General features: G+C 71.2%; 19 protein-coding genes and 1 pseudogene. 11 read left to right on the forward strand and 9 right to left on the reverse strand.

Features of this window, described 5'->3' with window-relative positions; all coding sequences use genetic code 11:
* Positions 1–132 precede the first annotated feature (132 nt).
* Positions 133–768, forward strand: coding sequence for a ScbR family autoregulator-binding transcription factor (locus JL475_RS10095; RefSeq protein ID WP_202277101.1), 636 nt, complete (start codon positions 133–135; stop codon positions 766–768).
* Here JL475_RS10095 and JL475_RS39905 read toward each other — a convergent pair.
* The gene (locus JL475_RS39905; protein WP_237406729.1) at positions 680–1,207 is read right to left on the reverse strand and encodes an ATP-binding protein; all 528 of its coding nucleotides are present in this window, start codon (positions 1,205–1,207) and stop codon (positions 680–682) included. The genes JL475_RS10095 and JL475_RS39905 overlap by 89 nt on opposite strands.
* A 208-nt stretch (positions 1,208–1,415) precedes the next feature.
* Between JL475_RS39905 and JL475_RS10105 the strand changes: the two genes are divergently transcribed.
* Positions 1,416–2,270 carry a helix-turn-helix transcriptional regulator gene (locus tag JL475_RS10105; RefSeq protein WP_202277103.1) on the forward strand — a complete coding sequence of 285 codons (855 nt, stop codon included), beginning with the start codon at positions 1,416–1,418 and terminating at the stop codon, positions 2,268–2,270.
* A complete protein-coding gene (locus JL475_RS10110; RefSeq protein ID WP_202277104.1) occupies positions 2,267–2,458 on the forward strand; it encodes a DUF397 domain-containing protein in 192 nt (63 codons plus the stop codon). The genes JL475_RS10105 and JL475_RS10110 overlap by 4 nt, the downstream gene beginning before the upstream one ends.
* Before the next feature lie 136 nt (positions 2,459–2,594).
* Here the strand turns inward: JL475_RS10110 and JL475_RS10115 are convergent, their stop codons facing one another.
* On the reverse strand, positions 2,595–2,870 hold the full coding sequence (locus JL475_RS10115; RefSeq protein WP_202277105.1) for a hypothetical protein: 276 nt from the start codon (positions 2,868–2,870) through the stop codon (positions 2,595–2,597).
* Between the two features lie 264 nt (positions 2,871–3,134).
* Between JL475_RS10115 and JL475_RS10120 the strand changes: the two genes are divergently transcribed.
* Positions 3,135–4,034, forward strand: a complete 900-nt coding sequence (locus tag JL475_RS10120; protein WP_202277107.1) for an aminoglycoside phosphotransferase family protein — start codon at positions 3,135–3,137, stop codon at positions 4,032–4,034.
* Between the two features lie 522 nt (positions 4,035–4,556).
* The gene (locus JL475_RS10125) at positions 4,557–5,900 is read left to right on the forward strand and encodes a globin domain-containing protein (protein ID WP_202277109.1); all 1,344 of its coding nucleotides are present in this window, start codon (positions 4,557–4,559) and stop codon (positions 5,898–5,900) included.
* 22 nt (positions 5,901–5,922) lie between these two features.
* Here the strand turns inward: JL475_RS10125 and JL475_RS10130 are convergent, their stop codons facing one another.
* The 4 genes from JL475_RS10130 to JL475_RS10145 all read right to left on the reverse strand — a co-directional run bounded on the left by JL475_RS10130 (position 5,923) and on the right by JL475_RS10145 (position 9,581).
* Positions 5,923–6,441 carry an O-acetyl-ADP-ribose deacetylase gene (locus tag JL475_RS10130; protein WP_202277111.1) on the reverse strand — a complete coding sequence of 173 codons (519 nt, stop codon included), beginning with the start codon at positions 6,439–6,441 and terminating at the stop codon, positions 5,923–5,925.
* Entirely contained in the window at positions 6,438–7,847 is a 1,410-nt protein-coding gene (locus tag JL475_RS10135; protein ID WP_202277112.1) for an NAD(P)/FAD-dependent oxidoreductase, read from the reverse strand. The genes JL475_RS10130 and JL475_RS10135 overlap by 4 nt, the downstream gene beginning before the upstream one ends.
* Positions 7,848–7,993: 146 nt before the next feature.
* Positions 7,994–8,839: an inositol monophosphatase family protein gene (locus JL475_RS10140; RefSeq protein ID WP_202277113.1), complete on the reverse strand. Its 846-nt coding sequence runs from the start codon at positions 8,837–8,839 to the stop codon at positions 7,994–7,996.
* A 244-nt stretch (positions 8,840–9,083) separates the two neighbouring features.
* The gene (locus JL475_RS10145) at positions 9,084–9,581 is read right to left on the reverse strand and encodes a MarR family winged helix-turn-helix transcriptional regulator (RefSeq protein ID WP_237406730.1); all 498 of its coding nucleotides are present in this window, start codon (positions 9,579–9,581) and stop codon (positions 9,084–9,086) included.
* Positions 9,582–9,655: 74 nt separating this feature from the next.
* Here JL475_RS10145 and JL475_RS10150 point away from each other — a divergent pair, with 74 nt between their 5' ends.
* From JL475_RS10150 to JL475_RS10170, 5 genes are all read left to right on the forward strand, one after another.
* A complete protein-coding gene (locus JL475_RS10150) occupies positions 9,656–11,779 on the forward strand; it encodes an MMPL family transporter (protein WP_202277114.1) in 2,124 nt (707 codons plus the stop codon).
* A 92-nt stretch (positions 11,780–11,871) separates the two neighbouring features.
* Complete coding sequence (locus JL475_RS10155; RefSeq protein ID WP_237406732.1) at positions 11,872–12,666, forward strand: sulfite exporter TauE/SafE family protein; 795 nt, start codon at positions 11,872–11,874, stop codon at positions 12,664–12,666.
* A gap of 153 nt (positions 12,667–12,819) precedes the next feature.
* Positions 12,820–13,635 (forward strand): SAM-dependent methyltransferase, encoded by an 816-nt coding sequence (locus JL475_RS10160; RefSeq protein ID WP_202277115.1) that lies wholly within the window; start codon positions 12,820–12,822, stop codon positions 13,633–13,635.
* Between the two features lie 251 nt (positions 13,636–13,886).
* The gene (locus tag JL475_RS10165) at positions 13,887–14,552 is read left to right on the forward strand and encodes a hypothetical protein (RefSeq protein ID WP_202277116.1); all 666 of its coding nucleotides are present in this window, start codon (positions 13,887–13,889) and stop codon (positions 14,550–14,552) included.
* A gap of 406 nt (positions 14,553–14,958) precedes the next feature.
* On the forward strand, positions 14,959–15,822 hold the full coding sequence (locus tag JL475_RS10170) for a CAP domain-containing protein (protein WP_202277117.1): 864 nt from the start codon (positions 14,959–14,961) through the stop codon (positions 15,820–15,822).
* A 25-nt stretch (positions 15,823–15,847) separates the two neighbouring features.
* Here the strand turns inward: JL475_RS10170 and JL475_RS10175 are convergent.
* A pseudogene (locus JL475_RS10175) lies at positions 15,848–16,591 on the reverse strand (TIGR03842 family LLM class F420-dependent oxidoreductase); the annotation flags it as partial.
* Between the two features lie 87 nt (positions 16,592–16,678).
* On the opposite strand from JL475_RS10175, the gene JL475_RS10180 reads away from it, so the two are divergent.
* Positions 16,679–16,849 carry a hypothetical protein gene (locus JL475_RS10180; protein ID WP_202277118.1) on the forward strand — a complete coding sequence of 57 codons (171 nt, stop codon included), beginning with the start codon at positions 16,679–16,681 and terminating at the stop codon, positions 16,847–16,849.
* Positions 16,850–16,892: 43 nt separating this feature from the next.
* Here JL475_RS10180 and JL475_RS10185 read toward each other — a convergent pair whose 3' ends face one another.
* On the reverse strand, positions 16,893–17,660 hold the full coding sequence (locus JL475_RS10185) for a S9 family peptidase (RefSeq protein WP_202277119.1): 768 nt from the start codon (positions 17,658–17,660) through the stop codon (positions 16,893–16,895).
* A gap of 7 nt (positions 17,661–17,667) precedes the next feature.
* Positions 17,668–19,212: an FMN-binding glutamate synthase family protein gene (locus JL475_RS10190; RefSeq protein WP_202277120.1), complete on the reverse strand. Its 1,545-nt coding sequence runs from the start codon at positions 19,210–19,212 to the stop codon at positions 17,668–17,670.
* Positions 19,213–19,748 lie beyond the last annotated feature (536 nt).

Genomic DNA, 19,748 nt, shown 5'->3' on the forward strand with positions numbered 1-19,748 from the left:
ACCGGCCCCATTACCACTCGCCCGCGTTCACCCTCGAAAGAAATACGCAATTACCGCGTGAGCGTGACCCTTATTTGCTCCCGGCGTACGCGGGCGCACTACATTCGTCGCTGTCGGAGAAATTGAGCGAAGGTGGACAGGACGTTGCAGGAACGGGCCAGAGCAACCCGCAGAGCACTCCTGGAAGCGGCAGCCTTCCTCTTCGCCGAACGCGGCTACGCGGGCACCAGCGTCAACGACATAAGCACCAGGTCGGGGCGGACCAGCGGCTCCGTCTACTTCCACTACGCCAGCAAGGAGGGCGTCGCCCTCGCCGTGGTCCAGGACCGCTTCGCCACCTGGCCGGACCTCGCCGCACTGTACACGGACGAGACGGTCCCGCCGCTGGACCGCCTCGTCGCCCTGAGCTACGACATCGCCCATGCCCTCGCCGGGGACCCCGTCACGCGCGCGGGCGCACGCCTGTGGGCCGAACGCGACACCATCAACACCGCGCTCCCCGACCCTTTCCCCCTGTGGACCGCCGCCGCCACCCGCCTCCTCGCCCAGGCGCGCAGCGCGGGCCACCTGGCGCCCCACGTCCGCCCCGCCCGCACCGCCCGCACCCTGGTCCGCGCGTTCTTCGGTCTCTGCTCCCTGACCGAGGCGCTCGAAGGCGCGGCCACCGTCCCCGACCGCCTCACCGACTGGTGGCACCTGACCCTGCCCTCGCTCCAGCCGCCCCCCTTTCCGACGGCAGCCCCGGGCGAAGCACCGAGGGGCACGTGAGGTTCCGGGGCGCCGTCGCGCACTCGGCCCATACGGTCTTGCCGGGGCCCGGGCGGTCGCGTACGCCCCAGTCGACGGCAAGCGCGTCGACGAGGACCAACCCACGGCCCCCGTCCTCGTCCGCGCCGGGAGCCTTGCACGTCGGCAGGGCGGGGTGGGTGTCGGACACCTCGATCCGGATCAGGCCCTTGCCGTCGTCGTGGACGAGACGGAGGGCGAAGTCCCGCCCTGGAACAAGGCCGTGAAGAACCGCGTTCGCAGTGAACTCCCCGACGACGAGGACGACGGTGTCGTGCGCTTCGGTGCCGTGCGGGTGCCCCCACTCGGTGAGTTGGTGCGCGGCGAGCAGCCGGGCTAGGCGCGCACCGCGCCGGGTGGCGGAGAAGCGCTGCACGAAGGAGCGGACCGGAGCCGGTGTTGAGGCATAGGGGGCTGACATGGGGCTCAGCCTGCTGGGCGTTGACGCCCCGTTGGCAGGTCCGCCACCGATACAGATCACGCTGTACTGGCGCATCCGCTGGACCGGGTCGGTCGCTGTACGTGACGATGAACGTGCCGAGCGTGGCGCAGCGCGCCCGGCACACAGTACGGCACGCGTTCGGGCCCGGCACGGACACGGCCCGGCGGCACAGGGGAAGGCGACTGCGATGGCGACGGACAACGGCGGCGGGGCGGCAGGCGGGAACTGCGAGCCGGAACTCTCGGAGAGCCTGAAGACCTTCGGCGCGGTCCTCAAGGCCCTACGGGAAGAAGCCCGCCTGACGCAGGAGCAGTTCGCGCCGCTGGTGCGGTACTCGACCGCGTACATCGCCAAGATCGAACAGGGGAAGCGCTTCCCGCCCAGGGACCTGTTGGACCGCTCGGAGGAGGTCCTGGGCGCGACCGCGGCACGCGTACTGGCAGCGGCGGCACGAAGCCTCACCCGCAAGGCGGGGCTGGCGTCCTGGTTCCGGCAGTGGGCGGGGATCGAGGAGGAGGCGATCTCGCTGTATGCGTATGAGTGCGCTGTGATTCCGGGCTTGCTCCAGCCCGAGCCGTACATTCGCACCCTCTTCGACCGGCGCCTACCGCCCCTGTCGGAAGAACAGTTCGAGCAGCAGGTCACGGCTCGGCTCGAACGCCAGCGCCTCCTGACGGAGCGGCCGAACAGCACGTTCAGCTTCGTCGTCGAACAAGCACTGCTGGACCGCCGCATGGCGGGCGCCGAGGTCACGCACGCACTGCTCAGCAACCTCCTGGATGCGGGCCGTCTCCGAAACGTGGAGATTCAGCTCATGCCTCGGATCCAGGAGGATCACTCCGGCTTCGAGGGCCCTCTCTACCTCGCTGAGACGGCGGAGAACCGATGGGTGGGCTACGTCGAAGCGCATGACTGCAGCATGCTCGTCACCGACGCAAAAGCCGCAAGCGCCATGCTTCAGCGCTATGGCAAGATGCGCTCGCAGGCTCTGAGTCATCAAGCCACCGCGAGCCTGCTGGAGCAGATGCGAGGAGCGCTATGAGCACCACCGAACTTGCTTGGTTCAAGAGCAGCTACAGCGGCGGTGGGGGCGGCAACTGCGTGGAGGTCGCTCTGTGTCCTGAGTCCGTTTTCGTCCGGGACTCGAAGGACACCCAGAGGCAGTCCCTGACCATCTCCTTCGACGCCTGGGCGGCGTTCACAACGCTGGCAGCCGAATCGCGCGTCTGAACCTCCGGTGGGCCAGCGCCCCTCGTTGCCCCACCGAACCTCTCACGACTACTCGACATCCAGCGCGAACTGCTTCGCTGCCTCGCCCCGAGCCGAGCCCCGCTCCGGCACTCGCCGTCTCGCCCTCCCGCGGGTTTCAGTTGGTGCGGAGGTCGGTGCGGGTGCCTCGGCGTGCGCGGATTTCGCGCAGTGACAGCACGAGGGCGGCAAGGTTGAGGGGGAACGCGACGGCGTTGGCGATCTGTGGAATGTCGAAGGCACGCAGCAGGCTGGCGGTGGTCGCGATAAGGAAGAGGGTCAAGGGGAGATATCTACGCCATGTGGGGAGGTCTCGCATCCGGGCGACGGTGACCGAGCACCAGAGGGTGAGGCAGAAGATCGTGATGCCCAGGGCAGCGATTGCGATCAACATAGGGAGGTCGTCTCTCTAACGAGCTCGTGCATGGTGGTGCCCATGTGCGTCCTCCCTGCGGGCGCCGCTACGGGCATGTCGCCCGTACCCCTCCGAAACACTTACCAGAACCCTGACCATGGCAAAAGTTCAGGGGGCCACTTCCGGGACCAGCCCCCGACCTCGGCGCGCCAGGCGTTCCGGAGCCGGCTGCCACGCGGGCCGTGTTCATCGGCCGGAAAAGCGTTTGACGCTCACCGGCGTTCGGCGATCGGATGGTGCCCCATGCGCACAGGGCAGATGCATCCCGGCCAACATCCCGTCGACGACGACCTCGTACGGCGGCTGATCGTCGGGCAGTTCCCGCAGTGGGCCGGGCTGCCGCTGGAGCGCCACCCCTCCGGCGGCACGGTCAACGCCATGTACCGGCTGGGCGCTGCCATGGTTGTGCGGCTGCCGCTGGTGCAGGGCGGAGCCAAGGACGTGGCGATGGAGCAGGAGTGGCTGCCCCGCCTCGCGCCCCTGCTGCCCACGGCCATCCCGGAGGTGCTCGGGGCCGGGGAGCCCGCCGAGGGGTATCCGTGGCGGTGGTCGGTGTACCGGTGGCTGGCGGGGGAGCTTCCCGAAGCCGGGGCACTGAGCGAGCCGGTGCTGTTGGCCAAGGATCTGGCCGAGTTCGTGGCGGCGATGCGGAGCATCAGCCTGCCGGAGGCACCGCGGGCTCACCGCGGCGGGCCGGTCGCCTCGCTCGACGTGGAGACCCGGGCGGCGATCGAGGAACTGCGTGGGATCCCGCAGGAGGACGTCGACTGCGACGCCGCGTCCGCCGTGTGGGAGGACGCGCTGCGGGCCCCCGGCTGGGACGGGCCGCCGGTGTGGCTGCACGCCGATCTGATGCCGGGCAACCTGCTGGTCGACGGCGGCAGGCTGACCTCGGTGATCGACTTCGGGTGCGTGGGAGTGGGAGATCCGGCCTGCGATCTGTTCCCGGCGTGGAATCTGCTGCCGCCCGATGCGCGGGAGGTCTTCCACGAGGCGCTGGGTGTGGACGACGCGACCTGGGTCCGCGGTCAGGGGCGGACGCTGTCGCAGGCGCTGATCGCGCTGCCGTACTACCGAAGGACGAACCCGGCGATGGCGCACAACGCCCGGCACGTGATCCGGGCGGTGCTGGGAGACGGCTGAGGCCTCCCGAGGTTCCGCCCGCAACGCTTCGAGTCCGAGCCGCCGGCGTCGCCGCCCCGAGGTTGACAAACCGGATGCCGCAGAATCGCCTGCCCCCTGCACGACCGTGACCTCCAGCGCAAGATCCAAGAAGGGCTGAACGCTGTCGAGAGCTGGAACGGCGGGGACTCTCCGCCTGCGCGCGTACAGGCAGGTGTGCACACCTGCTCCCCTTCTGCCAGGGCCCAAGGTCCCTGTCCCCCAGGGACCTTGGGGCATATACCCCTGATGCCATACTGACCTGCGATTTCTCCCGTCAGAAACCGGCGGTTCGGCGTCCGTTCGCCGTCGAGCCGCCCTCGCACCCTCGACACGTCGCTCAAGGAGCCCAGCCATGTCCCGACTCTTCCGCCCGCTTCCGGCGAGGGCCTCGCGCCGACCGGACCGGCGGGCTCCCGTTCCGGCCGCCGACCGGGGCTGGACCGGGCCCGGCTCCGTACAGGTACCCGTCGTCGGACCCGAGTCGGGAAGGACCCGCTGACCATGAGCGCGGAAGACAGGACGTACCACACACTCCTCGCCCGGCACGACGCGATGCGGCTGCGTCAGCAGTTGCTCTCCCCCGGGAATGCCCCGGGCACCGGCCGCGGCGTCCGGCCCCCGGCCGAAGAGGCGTACGACACGGCCGCGGACCAGCAGATCATCCTGCGTGACCTGGACCTGGTGGCTCCGCTCGACGAGCTGATCGACGACCTGTACCGGGCGCTGTTCGCACGGCATCCCTCCCTGCGGTCGCTCTTCCCCGACACGATGGCATTCCAACAGGCGCACCTGGCGCGGGCGTTCTGGTACCTGATCGATCACCTGCACCGCCCCGAGGAGATCACCGGGACCTTCACCCAGCTCGGCCGCGACCACCGCAAACTCGGCGTGCGCCCTGCGCAGTACACGGCGTTCAAGGACGCGTTGTGCGAAGCGCTGCGGGGCCGTGCGGGCGAGTACTGGAGCCCCGGGCTCGAGCGGGCCTGGATGCGGATGCTGCAGCTCGGTGTCACCGCCATGGTCCGGGGCGCGGAGGCCGCGCTGCACGAACCACCGTGCTGGCGCGCCACGGTGACGGACCACCGGCTGTACGGGCCCGACCTGGCGGTGCTCCGTCTCCTGCCGCACGAGACGTTCCGGTACCGGGCCGGCCAGTACACCACGCTGGAGTCCGCCCGGCTGCCGCACACCTGGCGTCCGTACTACCTGGCCGACGGGCCCGGCCCGGACGGGGAGCTCGAGTTGCACGTCCGGCGCAGTGGCCCCGGCGGGGTCAGCGAGATGCTGGTGCGCCACACCGCACCCGGGGACGAGGTACGGCTCGGACCGCCGAAGGGCAACCTGACGCTCGACGCGGAGCCCCCGGGCACCTTGCGGTTGGTCGTCCGGGACACCGGCTGGGCCGCGGTGAAGGCGCTGCTGCAGGAGCTGGACAGCGGTGTGCGGCGGTCGTCCGCACACCGTGTGCGCCGCCGTGTACAGCTCTTCCTGGGCGCCGACTCGCTGTCCGACCTGTACGACATCGGGTATCCGACGGGCCTCGCACAACGCCACTCATGGCTGACCGTGGTCCCGGTGACGGGCGGTGCGCCGGCCGGGGGCAGGTACGACCGGTTGGTCCACGCGGTGACCCGGAGCACCCCCCTCACCGAGGGGCGCACCCTGATCGCCGGGCCGTCGGACATGGTCCGTTCGGTGGCGGCCGGGCTCGTCCACGCCGGGCATCCCGCCGAACGCATCGGCCACGACCTGTTGCCGGCCGGTCCGCACGTCCTGCCACGGTCCACGGAGGGGCACGGGGCGGCCGGGGACTTCACGCCCCCGGGGCAGCAGGTCCCCGCCTGAACCGGCCGCCGCGACAGGCGGCTCATGAGGGTCGGCGGACCTGCGCGGCGAACGCCTCGTGGGCCTGGTCGTCGAAGAGGACGAACCGCACTTCCTCCACCGACGTCTCCGCCGCCCGCACCGTCTCCACGGCGATCCGGGCGGCGTCCTCCATGGGCCACCCGTAGATGCCCGCGGAGACCGCCGGGAAGGCGACCGTACGGGCCCCGAGTTCGTCCGCCACCCGCAACGACTCCCGGTAGCACGAGGCCAGCAGCTCCGACCGGTCCTCCTCCCGGGTGTACCGCGGGCCCACCGTGTGGATCACCCAGCGGGCGTCCAGGTCGCCCGAGGTGGTGGCGACGGCCTGACCGGTGGGCAGGCCCTTGCCGTAGGAGGAGGCGCGCAGGCGGCGGCACTCCTCGAGGATCGCGGGGCCGCCGCGGCGGTGGATCGCGCCGTCGACGCCGCCTCCGCCGAGCAGGGAGGAGTTGGCCGCGTTGACGAGGGCGTCGACGTGCTGGCGGGTGATGTCGCCCTGGACGAGGGTGATGGTGGTCATGTCTGGCGCAGCCTCCTCCAGACGGCCTTCGCCGCGTTGTGCCCCGACATGCCGTGCACGCCGGGGCCGGGCGGGGTGGCCGACGAGCAGATGAACACGGCCGGGTGCGGGGTGGAGTACGGGAAGAGGGACAGTTTGGGGCGCAGCAGGAGCTGGAGGCCGCTGGCCGCGCCGGAGGCGATGTCGCCACCGACGTAGTTGGCGTTGCGGGCGGCGAGTTGGGGCGGGCCGGCGGTGGCGCGGGCCAGGACGCGGTCGCGGAACCCCGGGGCGAAGCGCTCCAGTTGGCGTTCGATGGTGTCGGTGAGGTCGCCGGTCCAGCCGTTGGGGACGTGGCCGTAGGCCCAGAAGGTGTGCTTGCCGGCCGGGGCCCGGGTGGGGTCGGCGACGCTGGGCTGGACGGTGATGAGGAACGGCCGGTCAGGGGCGCGGCCCTCGCGGGAGGCGGCGCGCAGCGCGGTGCCGATCTCGGCGCTGTCCGCGCCGATCTGCACGGTGGAGGCCCGGCGGGCCTCGGGCGCGGTCCACGGCACCGGGCCGTCCAGCGCGTAGTCGATCTTGAAGACGCCGGGGCCGTAGCGGTAGTTCGCGTAGTGGTCGCCGAAGCCGGCGATGCGGGCCAGGGCGGTGGGCGAGGTGTCGAAGACGTACGCGCGGGCCGGGGGCAGGTCGTCCAGGCGCTTGACCTCGTAGTCGGTGTGGATCGCGCCGCCGAGGTCCTTCAGGTATCCGGCGAGGGCGTCCGAGACGGCTTGGGAGCCGCCGCGGGCGACGGGCCAGCCGCGGGCGTGCGCGGCGAGGGCGAAGACCAGGCCGATGGCGCCGGTGGCCAGACCGCCGAGGGGGGCGATCACATGGGCGACGAGGCCGGCGAACAGGGTCCTGGCCCGCTCGTCGCGGAAGCGACGCATCAGCCAGGTGGAGGGCGGCAGTCCGACGAGGCCGAAGCGGGCGAGGGTGACCGGGTCGCGGGGCAGCGCGGTGAGCGGCAGGGACATGAAGTCGCGGGCCAGGGTGTCCCATCGGGGCAGGAAGGGTGCGACCAGGCGGCGGTACGAGCCGGCGTCGCGCGGGCCGAAGGAGGCGGCCGTCTCGCCGACCGACCGGGACAGCACGGCCGCCGTGCCGTCCCGGAAGGGGTGGGCCATGGGCAGGTCCGCGTGCAGCCACTCGAGCCCGTAGCGCTCCAGCGGGAGGGCGCGGAAGGCGGGTGAGTTGATGCCCAGCGGGTGCGCCGCGGAGCACGGGTCGTGCCGGAAGCCGGGCAGGGTCAGCTCCTCGGTGCGGGCGCCGCCGCCGACGGTGCCCTTCGCTTCGAACAGCGCGACGGAGAAGCCGCGCCGGGCCAGCTCCGCGGCGGCGGTCAGTCCGTTCGGCCCCGCCCCCACCACGACCACATCGAGCATCGACACCACCTTCGGGCTCCTTCGTCAGCCGACGGCAACCGGAGGATCAGGATATGCCGGTGCGCCGACACCGCCCCGGGTTCGGGGCAACTCCCGCGGGGCCCGGGGCGACGGCGTCCCGGCCGACCGCGCCGCCGGCCGGGAGGTCAGGCCCCGGCCGAGAGCAGTCCCACCACCCGGCGGGCCGTGGCCTCGTCGCGGGCCGCGGTGAACGGGAGGTCGTTGCCGCCCGTGATGCGGAAGGGCTCGCCGGAGCGGGTCAGGTGGGTGCCGCCCGCCTCCTCGACGAGGAGCAGGCCCGCCGCGTGGTCCCAGGCGGCCTCCCAGCAGAACGCGGTCGCGTCCGACTCGCCGCGGGCGACGGCCAGGTACTCCAGTCCGGCCGAGCCGCAGGAACGGGGCGCCACACCGTCCGTTCGCAGGCCGAGGAGGGAACGTTTCTGTTCCTCCGTGGTGAAGTCCGGGTGGGAGGTGGCCACCCGCAGGTCGCGGCCGGGTTCCGGGGAGCCCGCGCGCAGCCGCGTCCCGTCCAGGAAGGCGCCCTGTCCGCGGACGGCGGTGGCGAGTTCCTCGCGGGCGGGGGCGTAGGTCCACGACGCGTGGATCACTCCCCCCTGGGCGAGCGCGACCAGGGTGCAGAATCCGGTGTCGCCCTGCACGAACTGCCGGGTGCCGTCGACGGGGTCGACGATCCACACCGGCGCCTCCCCGCGTATCCCGTCGTACGACGCCGGGTTGGCGTGCACCGCCTCCTCGCCCACCACGACGGAGCCGGGCAGCAGGGCGAGCAGCGCCTCGGTCAGGTACAGCTCGGACTGCCGGTCGGCGTCGGTCACCAGGTCGTGCGGGCCGGACTTGCGGTCGATCTCGTGCTCGGCGAGCCGGCGCCAGCGCGGCATGATCTCCTGTGCGGCCGCCTTGCGGACGGCCTCCTCGACGTCGACGGCGTGCTGGGTGAGAAACTCTTCGATGGTTTCGTTGTCCTCGATCATGTCCCCCATCAGAACATGCCCCACTGACAAACCCCACCCGTCTGGTGCACTCCAGGTGGTATCCGCATGAATATGGGTCCTCGGCCCGGGGGAGTATGGGCTCGGCGGCCCACCGCGCGGCCCTGCGTGCCGCGCGGGTCGAAGGAGCCGGGGGCACTGCCGTTGCGCCGGGTCGGGCGTCGAGTCGGCCGGGAGGCTTCCGCATCAGTCGTGATCAGCCGAGATCGGTCGTGATCAGCCGTGATCAGTCGCGGCGCAGCAGGACGAGCTCCCGGTTCATCTCCGCGAGGAACCGGACGACCACGGTGAGCTCCTCGGGCGTGAAGCGCCCCCGCGCAGTGTCCGTGCTCCGCGCGAGCGGCCGGAAGTAGTCCCTGATCAGCTCTCTGGCCGTCTCCGCGAAGTGCAGGTGGACCACGCGGCGGTCGTCGGCGGCCCTGACCCGCTGGATGTGCCCCGCCCTCTCCAGGCGGTCGACGCACGCGGTGACGGCGCCGGAGGTGAGGTTGAGCTGTCTGCGCAGCCGACCGGGCGTCATGGGCTCGTCCGAGCCGTCCTGGCCGGCGTCCAGGACCGCGATCAGGGCCTGGACGTCGGTGAGATGCAGGCCGTGCGCCTGGGCGAACTCGTCGGCGATGCGGTTGAACTCGCCGTTCATCCGGCGCAGCAGGACGGCGAACGACTGCAACCCCGTGGGGTCGTCACCGAGAAGAGGTGCCGAAGGGGCACCTGAGTCATTCATGACCCCAGTATAAGATCACTCGACGATCGAGATACTCATTCATCGACTTACTTCTTCCACTGTGGGGAATGCTCATGAGAACCGCACCGCGCCGGGCCCGGTGGCTCGTACCTCTCGTCCTCCTGCTGGTCTGGCTGGGTGTGGGCGGAACGCTCGGGCCGTACGCGGGCAAGCTGGGCGAGGTGGCCACCAACGACCAGGCGTCGTTCCTGCCGCAGAGCGCCGAGTCCACCAAGGTCCTCGAGGCCCGTGAGGCGTTCGCCCAGTCCGAGACGCTCCCGGCCGTCGTGGTCTGGACGGCGGACGGGGCCCGGGTCACCGAGGCCCAGCAGGCAGCCGCCACCGAATCCGTGGGCGCGCTCGCCGGAAGCACCGGTGTCGTCGGCAGGCCGTCGCCCGCCCTGCTCTCCGACGACGGCCAGGCCCTGCAGGCCGTCGTCCAACTCCAGCCCGACCTGGGCGAGGAGTTGCCCACGGTCCTCGCCGGGGTGCGCGCGGCGGCGCAGAAGGTACCGGGTGCCGAGGCGCAGATCGCCGGCCCGGCAGCGAGCCAGGCCGACCTGTCGGACGCGTTCGCGGGTATCGACGGACTGCTGCTGGGCGTGGCGCTCGCCGCCGTGCTGGTGATCCTTCTGCTCGTCTACCGCAGCGTCCTGCTGCCGTTCGTGATCATCCTCGGCTCCGTCTTCGCCCTGGGACTGGCCTGTGCCGTGGTGTACGCGCTGGCGCAGCGGGACGTGGTCCAGGTCGACGGGCAGGTGCAGGGCATCCTGTCCATCCTGGTGATCGGCGCCGCGACCGACTACGCCCTGCTCCTGACCGCGCGCTTCCGCGAGGAACTCGCCGTGCGCGGGGACCGGGCCGCGGCCGCCCTGGTGGCGGTGCGGCGCTCGTTCGGTGCGATCACCGCCAGTGCCGCCACGGTGGCGCTCGGGCTGCTGGCCCTGCTGGCGAGCGACCTCACGAACAACCGCGCTCTCGGACCGGTGGGCGCCATCGGCATCGTGTGCGCCGTACTCACCACGCTCACCTTCCTGCCTGCCGTGCTGGCCCTGCTGGGCCGTACCGCCTACTGGCCCTCCCGCCCGAAGGAGTCGGACGCGTCCGCGGAGGGCCACACGGTGTGGCTCCGGGTCGCCGCGCGGGTGAACGCGCGTCCGCGCTTCGTCTGGCTCGTGACCGGACTCGTCCTCACCGCCCTGGCGGCCTTCTCGCCCACGCTGTCCGCCAAGGGCGTGCCGCTCGACGAGATCTTCGTGAACGACGCCCCCTCCGTCGCCGCCCAGGAGACGGTCGGCAGGCACTTCCCCGGCGGCTCGGGCAATCCGGCCGTCATCATCGCCGACGCCGACCGTGCCGACGCGGTGACGGCCGCCGCCGAGGGCACCGAGGGCGTGGCATCGGCAGGCGCGGTCTCCGCCTCGGGGCGGCCCGGGGCCGGTGAGCCGCAGGTCGTCGACGGACGTGTCCGCATCGACGCCACGCTCGACGCGGCAGCGGACAGCGATGCGGCCAAGGAGACCGTCGAGCGGCTGCGTGAGAACGTGCACGCGGTCCCGGGAGCCGACGCGCTGGTCGGCGGGTACACGGCGCAGCAGTACGACACCCAGCAGACCGCCGCGCACGACCGCACGGTGATCGTTCCCGTCGTGCTCGGCATCATCCTGCTGATCCTGATCGTCCTGCTGCGCTCGCTGCTCGTACCGGTGCTGCTGGTGGCGACCGTCGCGCTCAACTTCCTGGCGACGCTGGGGGTCTCGTCCCTCGTCTTCGAGCATCTCCTCGGGTTCGGCGGCACGGACGCCTCCGTCCCGCTGTACGGATTCGTGTTCCTGGTGGCCCTCGGCGTCGACTACAACATCTTCCTGATGTCCCGGGTACGCGAGGAGGCGCTCGCGCACGGCTCGCGGCAGGGTGTGCTGCGCGGGCTGACCACGACCGGCGGGGTGATCACCTCGGCGGGTGTGGTGCTCGCCGCGACGTTCGCGGCCCTGATGGTCATCCCGTTGGCGTTCCTCGTGCAGATCGCCTTCATCGTGGCCTTCGGTGTACTGCTCGACACGCTCGTGGTCCGCTCGCTGCTGGTGCCCGCGCTCGTGATCGACATCGGACCCCGGGCGTGGTGGCCCAGCGCCTTGGCCCGCGGCGACAGTCGTCCGGAGGCGGCGGCACACACGGCGGACCGGCAGTCGGCTTAGCGACGGCCGAGCTCGTGGTCCGTCCCCGTGCGGGGTCTCCCCGTGTGACGTCCGTTCCCTGACGCGCCGGTCTCCGGCATGCTCCAGGCGGAATGCTCCAGGCGGAGGTGGGGGACGGCATGTCGGTGTCGGTGTCGGCGTCGGTGGTGGTGGCGCTGGGGTTGCTGGGGCTGGTGGGAGGCATCGGTATCACCGCCGTCGGCCCCGGTGGGGTGCTGCCCACGATCGGGCTGTTCACCCTGACCGGCCTGTCCCCCGCCGAGGTGGCCGGCACCGCCATCGTCACCCATGTCGCCACCGGTGTGCTGGGCACCGCGGCCTACACCCGTTCCGGCCAGTTGCGCGAGCCGGGAACACGCCGCACCGCCGGGATCCTGGCCGGCACGGCCGTGCTCGGGACTCCCGTCGGGGTACTGCTCAACACCCTTGTGTCCGCACGTTCGTTCGGGGTGGTGCTCGGTGTGCTCGTGGCCGTGGTGGCCGCCCTGGTGTGGCACCGCGAGCGCCACCGGCCCGCGGCCGCGCTCACCCACCCGCCCGCCCCCGTGGTGGCCGGACTCGGGTTCGTCGTCGCCGTCGTCTCCGGCGTCGTCGGCATCGGGGGCCCGATGCTCACCGTCCCGCTGCTGGTCGCGCTCGGCGTGCCCGTGCTGGAGTCCCTGGCCTCCGCCCAGGCCCAGTCGATCGTCATCGCCGGGGTGGGCACCGTGGGCTATCTCGCCCACGGTGCCGTCGACTGGCCCCTGGCCGCCCTGGTCGGCGTCCCGGAACTGGCCGGCGTGCTCCTGGGCTGGCGGATCGCCCACGCCCTGCCTGCCCGCAGCCTCAAGTACGCGCTCGTCATCACGTTGTTCGCGCTGGCGCCCTACCTCGCCCTGCACGGCTGAGAGGGCGCGTCCCGGCGCCGAGCGGCAAGCGTCCGCACGCATCGCACCGGAGATACGAACTGAAGTGCGTGACAGCACTGTTGGGACGTAAGTTGTGCGGAACACACCTGTTGGCTGAACACACCTGCCTCGGCTGAGAGACGGACCGCACCCATGAGCGACCCTGCGACGACGCCCGGACCCGCTGCGCACCAGAAGATCGACACCTCGGTGCCGCATTCGGCCCGGATCTGGAACTACTGGCTGGGCGGGAAGGACAACTACCCCGTCGACGAGGAGGCGGGCGACGCGTACACCGCCGTCTTCCCCGGCATCGTCACCATCGCCCGCAGCAGCCGGGCCTTCCTGCGCCGCAACATCACGTATCTGGTCTCCGAGGCCGGCATCCGGCAGTTCCTGGACATCGGGACCGGCCTGCCGACCGCCGACAACACCCATGAGGTCGCCCAGCGCATCGCGCCGGAGAGCAGGATCGTCTACGTCGACAACGACCCGATGGTCCTGGCGCACGCCCGCGCGCTGCTCTACTCCACCCCCGAGGGTGCGACCGCCTACGTCGACTCCAGCGTGCTGGACCCGGAGCGCGTCCTGGCCGCCGCCGCGAAGACGCTGGACTTCAGCCGCCCCACCGCCCTCATCCTCAGCAACATCCTGGGGCACATCGCCGACCACGACCAGGCCCGTTCCATCGTCACGCGGCTGATGGACGCGCTGCCGTCCGGCAGCTACCTCTCCGTCAACGACGGTTCCCGGGGCGTCGACCCGGGCTTCGAGCAGGCCCAGGACGGCTACAACAAGAGCGGCGCCATCCCGTACAACCTGCGCACCGTCGACGAGATCACGTCGTTCTTCGACGGCCTGGAGCTCCTGGAGCCCGGCGTCGTCTCGGTCCCCCTGTGGCGTCCGGAGGCCGAGACCCCCGACTCCGCGCCCGTCGCCGAGCACGGCGGTCTCGCCCGCAAGCCGTGACCCGTTGACGCCCCGCGCGGTCGCGGTGGGAACACCGCGACCGCCCTCGGCCCGCGCCCGACGGCCCCGCGCTGCCGCAATTCGCCTGAACGCAGGGGAAGTACGGCAAAACCCCGCCCTCGCCGGTACGTCCCTGTCACCCTCCGCCCACGGAGCGAGTTCGCACTTCCGCCCCACCCGGAAGCGTGTGACACTGGCGTCCCGTCCTCTGTGCGGGCCCCTTCCGCACCGACCCCCACGAGAAGTGCGACGTGCGTTCTTTCCCTCTGCCGATAGCGCTGGCCGCGCGCCTGTCCCCGGTGGTCGTCCTCGCCGCGGCGGGCTGGGCACTGTCCTCCGGACCGTCCTCCGAGCCGCAGGCGGCGGAGAAGAGAACGGCCGAGGGGACGCCGACCCGATCCGCCTCCGCTCCGTCGACGACGACGGTGCCCATGACGTACACCACCGCTCCCGCCCCCTGCGACAGCGTCGCCGAGAAGACCGTCAAGTCCCTCGTGCCGGGGGCCAAGACGTCCGGCAAGGAGATCAAGTCCACCGACTCCAAGCTGCGCAGGACCTGTTCCTGGAACGCGCTCGAGGGCTACGAGTACCGCTGGCTCGACGTCTCCTTCGAGATTCTGCAGTCGGACGACGCGGCCGGGCAGTCCTACGGGAGACGACTGAAGGACAAGAGCGGCGGCGGCCCGGTCCCCGGGCTCGGTGACGCGGCGTACTCCGTCGTGAACCTCGCCACCGAGGACAAGCAGGAGACCCGTGAGGGCGTGGTGGTGGCCCGCGCCGCCAACGCGGTGGTGGTCGTGACGTACAACGGCAGCGACTTCGAGTCGAAGAAGGCGCCCTCCACGGACGAGATCAACAAGGGCGCCATCAAGGCCGCCAAGGAGGCGATGGCGGCGCTGCTGGAGGGACGGGGCTGACCCGGCCGCCCCCGAAGCGCGCCGGGCGCTCCCCGGCCTCCGGCAGCAGGCCGGAATTCATGATTCCGTGACATCCCTCACGCACGTCCTCGATCTACGCAGGCCGCTTAGTAGGACCCGCTCCGGCGACATGGGGGATTTATCCGTCTTGCCACGAAAAAGGGGCGAGCCGAGGCGGATGATGATCCGGCGGGGAGCCGAGATCCACGGTTCTCGCGCCGAGCGACGGCTCCTGACGAGGCGGCAGGCCTCCCGAGGGGCCCGCCGCGAGCGGGTCGGCACGCTCTTCCGCTCGCCGCAAGGGCCCCGCAGACCTACGAAGCGCAGTAGTGCGACGGCCCTTTGCGCCCCGTGCCGGGCCGTCCCAAGAATGACCAATCTCCGGACAACAGGGGTGAGGTCACTCATGGGAAAGCATCGTCGTCAGCAGCGGTACCGGCGGACGGTCGTCACCGCAGTCGCCATGGGCGTCGTAGGGATACCCTCGGTCGCCATGGCCTGTGCCGACTGGCCCGGCAGCGGACAACGGCAGCAGGACACCGCCGCCCCCGCCGCGGCCCAGGACAAGTGGGGCGACACCGACCGGTACCACCGGTGGGGCGGCAAGCAGCACGGTGAGTCCACGGCGGCGCCGTCGCACACACCGACCGCCACCGCGGGCGCTTCGAAGGCCGGGGCACCGCGGCACAGCGGCGCCGAGCCGACGCACAAGCCGAAGACGCACAAGCCGAAGAAGACGGTCCGCGAGGCTTCCGTCGCCAAGCCCACCACGGCTCCGAAGCCCACCACGGCCGCTCCGAAGCCCACCGCCGCGGCTCCCGAGCCCACCACCGCGGCCCCGAAGCCCACCACCGCGGCTCCGAGCCCCGCCCCGACGGGCGGCGCCGAGGCCTCCGGAGCCGTCGCCGAGGTCGTGGAACTCGTCAACGCCGAGCGCGGCAAGGCCGGTTGCTCCCCGGTGAAGGTGAACGCCACCCTGACCGAGGCCGCGCAGAACCACAGCGAGGACATGGCGGCGAGCCGCAACATGTCGCACACCGGCTCGGACGGCTCCTCGCCCGCCGACCGCATCACCCGCGCCGGCTACAGCTGGAGCACCTACGGCGAGAACGTCGCCTACGGCTACTCCACTCCCGAGCAGGTGATGGCCGGCTGGATGTCCAGCCCCGGCCACAAGGAGAACATCCTCAACTGCGCGTTCGAGGAGATCGGTGTCGGTCTCGCGCAGCCCGGCGACTACTGGACCCAGAACTTCGGCACGGCCCGGTAGCCGCCACAGGGACCGCAGGGACCGGTCAGCGGTCGAGTGCCGGGATGATCTCCGCGCCGTACGCGTCGATCGTCGCTTCCTGCGCGTCGTGCATGTCGTACACGGCGAACTGGTCCACACCCAGCCCGCGCAGCGCCTCCAGCTTCTCGACGTGCGCCTCGGCCGGGCCGAGCAGGCAGAACCGGTCGACGATCTCGTCGGTGACGAAGTCCGTGGACGGGTTGCCGGCCCGTCCGTGGTGGCTGTAGTCGTAGCCGTGCCGTTCCTTGATGTACGACGTCAGCGCCTCGGGGACCATGCCCGAGTGCTCGCCGTAGCGGGCGACCAGGTCCGCGACGTGGTTGCCGACCATGCCGCCGAACCAGCGGCACTGGTCGCGGGCGTGCGCCAGATCGTCGCCGACGTACGCCGGGGCGGCGACGCAGATGGTCACGGAGGCGGGGTCGCGCCCCGCCTCCGCGGCCGCGGCCCGTACGGCCTTCACCATCCACTCGGTCAGATACGGGTCGGCCAGCTGGAGGATGAAGCCGTCGGCCTTCTGCCCGGCGAGGGCCAGCGCCTTCGGCCCGTACCCCGCCATCCAGACGGGCAGCCTGCCGTTCCTCACCCACGGGATCCGCAGCGGCTGCCCGTCGACCTCGGTCTCCCGGCCCTCGGCGAGGTCGCGGATGACCTCGATGGCCTCGCCGAGCCGGGCCAGGGTGTCGGGCTTGCGGCCGGCGACCCGCATCGCGGAGTCGCCGCGGCCGATGCCGCAGACGGTGCGGTTGTCGTCACATGCCGTGCTCAGCAGGCAAACCGCCCACCTCGCCACTTCTCAAAGACCCTGTGGCGGGAGCGGGCCCTGGTCGCCGTGATGCACAAACTTGCCATCGCCATCTGGCACGTCCTGCACGACAAGACCCACTACCGGGAACTCGGCGCCGACCACTTCACCCGACGAGATCCCGAACGCGCTATGCGGCGCATGCTCAAGGAAGCCAACAGCCTGGGTCTGACCATCCGCTTCGAGCCCATCACGGCCTGACCGACCGACTCACCCACGAGTCATTTTCGTGTCAGTCCCTGATTCATGACACTCCCGCGTGGATGTACTGGTCGGCCCAGGCGCTGATGATGTGGGCGGCTCGCTGCGCCTGCCCTCGGGCGGTCAAGAGGTGGTCTGCCCCTTCGAGCGAGACGAAGCTTCGCGGGTGCCGCGCCTTGCGGAAGATCTCCCCGGCGTTGGCGATGTCGACGGTGTCGTCGGTGGGCGAGTGCATCACGAGCAGCGGCCGGTCCAACTCACGGACCTGATCGTGCAGACGGGCACGGCGGACGTCCTCGACGAAGGCGCGCTTGAGGACCAGGGTCCGCCCGCCGACGAACCACTCGTGCTGCCCCTCGCTGAGCACGCGGTCCACGACCGCGTCGTACTGGTGCTCCACGTGGCTGGGGTCGGCGGGCGCCCCGATCGTGGCGACCGCGCGGACGCCGGTCGCCTCGGCCGCCGCGGCGATGGCGGCGGCGCCTCCCCACGAGTGCCCCACCAGCAGATCCGCCGGAGTCCCTCGCTCCGCCATCAGGTTTGCCGCGCGGACGCTGTCCTGGACCTTGACGGTGAAGGAGCCGTCACCCCAGTCGCCGTCGGAATCTCCGATCCCGAGGTTGTCGTAGCGCAGCATGCCGATCCCCTCGCGGGCCAGTTGCTTGCTGACCCGCGAGGCGGCCGGCGAGTTCTTGCCGAGCGTGAATCCGTGGACGAAGATCCCCCAGCCCCGGACCTCGCCGTCCGGCAGGTCAATTACTCCGGCCAGCTCGGGGCCGACCGTGCTCTTGAATCTCACTTCTTCGGACACGTTGCGATCACTCCGGCCGGCTGTTCGTGGAGGTCGACGTGCCGACGAGCAGCTCGGTGATCTCCTTGGCGAGGTGCGGGCCGAGCTCGCCCCAGCCGTCCTTGTAGCCGTAGACGCCGGCCAGGGTGCGGGCCTCGTAGTCGCCGTTCATGATCTCGATGTCGGTGGCGGTGATGAGTGCCGGGTGGGCGACGCCGATGGCCGACGAGACCTTCATCAGCTCCTTGCGCAGGGTGCGCAGGTAGGCGGCGGTCCGGGTGGCCTTCGAGGCCGGGTCGAGGCCGCGGACCAGCCACGGGTTCTGGGTGGCGACGCCGGTGGGGCACCTGTCGGTGTGGCACTTCTGCGCCTGGATGCAGCCGATCGACAGCATCGCCTCACGACCCACGTTGATCATGTCGGCGCCCAGGGCGAAGGCGACCGCGGCGTTCTCGGGCAGGCCGAGCTTGCCGGAGCCGATGAAGGTCAGGTCGTCGGTCAGCCCCAGCTCGGCGAAGGTGCCATAGACCCGGGAGAAGCCCATCCGGAACGGCAGCGACACCGAGTCGGTGAAGATCAGCGGCGCCGCCCCGGTGCCGCCCTCGCCGCCGTCGATGGTCACGAAGTCGACACCACGGTCACCACGCGCCATCAGCGTGGCCAGCTCCTGCCAGAAGTCCATCTCTCCCACTGCGCTCTTGACTCCGACCGGCAGACCGGTCTCGGTGGCGAGCAGCTCGACGAAGTCGAGCATGGAGTCGACGTCGCTGAACGCGGTGTGCCGCGACGGGGAGGCGGCGTCCTTGCCGACGGGGATGCCGCGGATCTCGGCGATCTCCGGGGTCACCTTGGCGCCCGGCAGCATCCCGCCCAGCCCCGGCTTGGCACCCTGGGAGAGCTTGATCTCTATCGCCTTGACCGGGGCGCCGGCGACCACGTCCTTGAGCTTGTCGAGGTCGAAGGTGCCGTCCTCGTTGCGGCAGCCGAAGTACGCCGTACCGAGCTGAAGGACGAGGTCGCCGCCGTTGCGGTGGTACGGCGACAGGCCGCCCTCGCCCGTATTCTGCATCGTGCCCGCCAGCGCCGCCCCCTTGTTGAGCGCCGTGATCGCCGCGCCGGAGAGCGAGCCGAAGCTCATCGCCGAGATGTTCACCACGCTCGCCGGCCGGAAGGCCTTGGCGCGCCCGCGCGGCCCGCCCAGCACCTTGGCTGAGGGGAGTGGGGCCTGCGGGTCCTGCGCGTCGGGCAGCGTGTCGGCGAAGGTGCGCTGTTTCAGGTATACGTGCCCCTGCACGTGCTCGACGTCGACGTCGGTGCCGAACCCGAAGTAGTTGTTCTCCTCCTTCGCCGACGCGTAGATCCAGGTGCGCTGGTTACGGCTGAACGGGCGCTCCGCCTCGTTGGAGGTCACGATGTACTGCCGCAGCTCCGGCCCGATCGTCTCCAGCAGGTACCGGGCGTGCCCGATCACCGGGAAGTTCCGGAGCAGTGCGTGCTTCTTCTGGAAGAGGTCGCGGGCGGCCATCAGTGCCAATCCTGTTGCGGTGGCCGTGCCGATACTCCGGGCTTTCATGAACGTTCCTCTCCTCGGTGCTCGACTCCACCGGCTGTGCGGTGGACGTCGACGTGTCGTGTCGGGCGTTGGGCGACGGGCACGGCCCAGCGGGGGGAAGGAGGCGGGGATGCCGGCGCCGCCGTTCTCGCCCGCGTAGGACGCGGCCACGCGGGAGATCTGGCCGGCGGCCGGCAGGATGCCGAGTCCCCCGTCGTCCACGCCGAGACGATCCGTAGCTGCGAGACGCCGGTGTGCAGCAGTGCGGTGCTGAGAACACCGGGGATCCCGCTCAGGCCGAATCCGTCCACCACGAGCGATGCTCCTGAGCCGAGGTCGGCGACTGCCTCCGCGGCAGAATCGACTGTGGCTCTGTGTGCGTTCGGGGGCCGGGGTGGTGTCGGGTCCGGGCAGTGGGATCACTGGGCGGGTCCGACATCGACGCGGTCCGCGTGGGCAACGGAAGACGCGGTCTGTCCGGCGAGCACGGTGACCGTCCCCGAGGTGGTCTCCATGCGCGGCAGTGCTCACGGAGCGGGCAGCGGCAACGGCGGTGC

This window comes from Streptomyces sp. M2CJ-2 (assembly GCF_016757295.1).
Classification (GTDB): domain Bacteria; phylum Actinomycetota; class Actinomycetes; order Streptomycetales; family Streptomycetaceae; genus Streptomyces.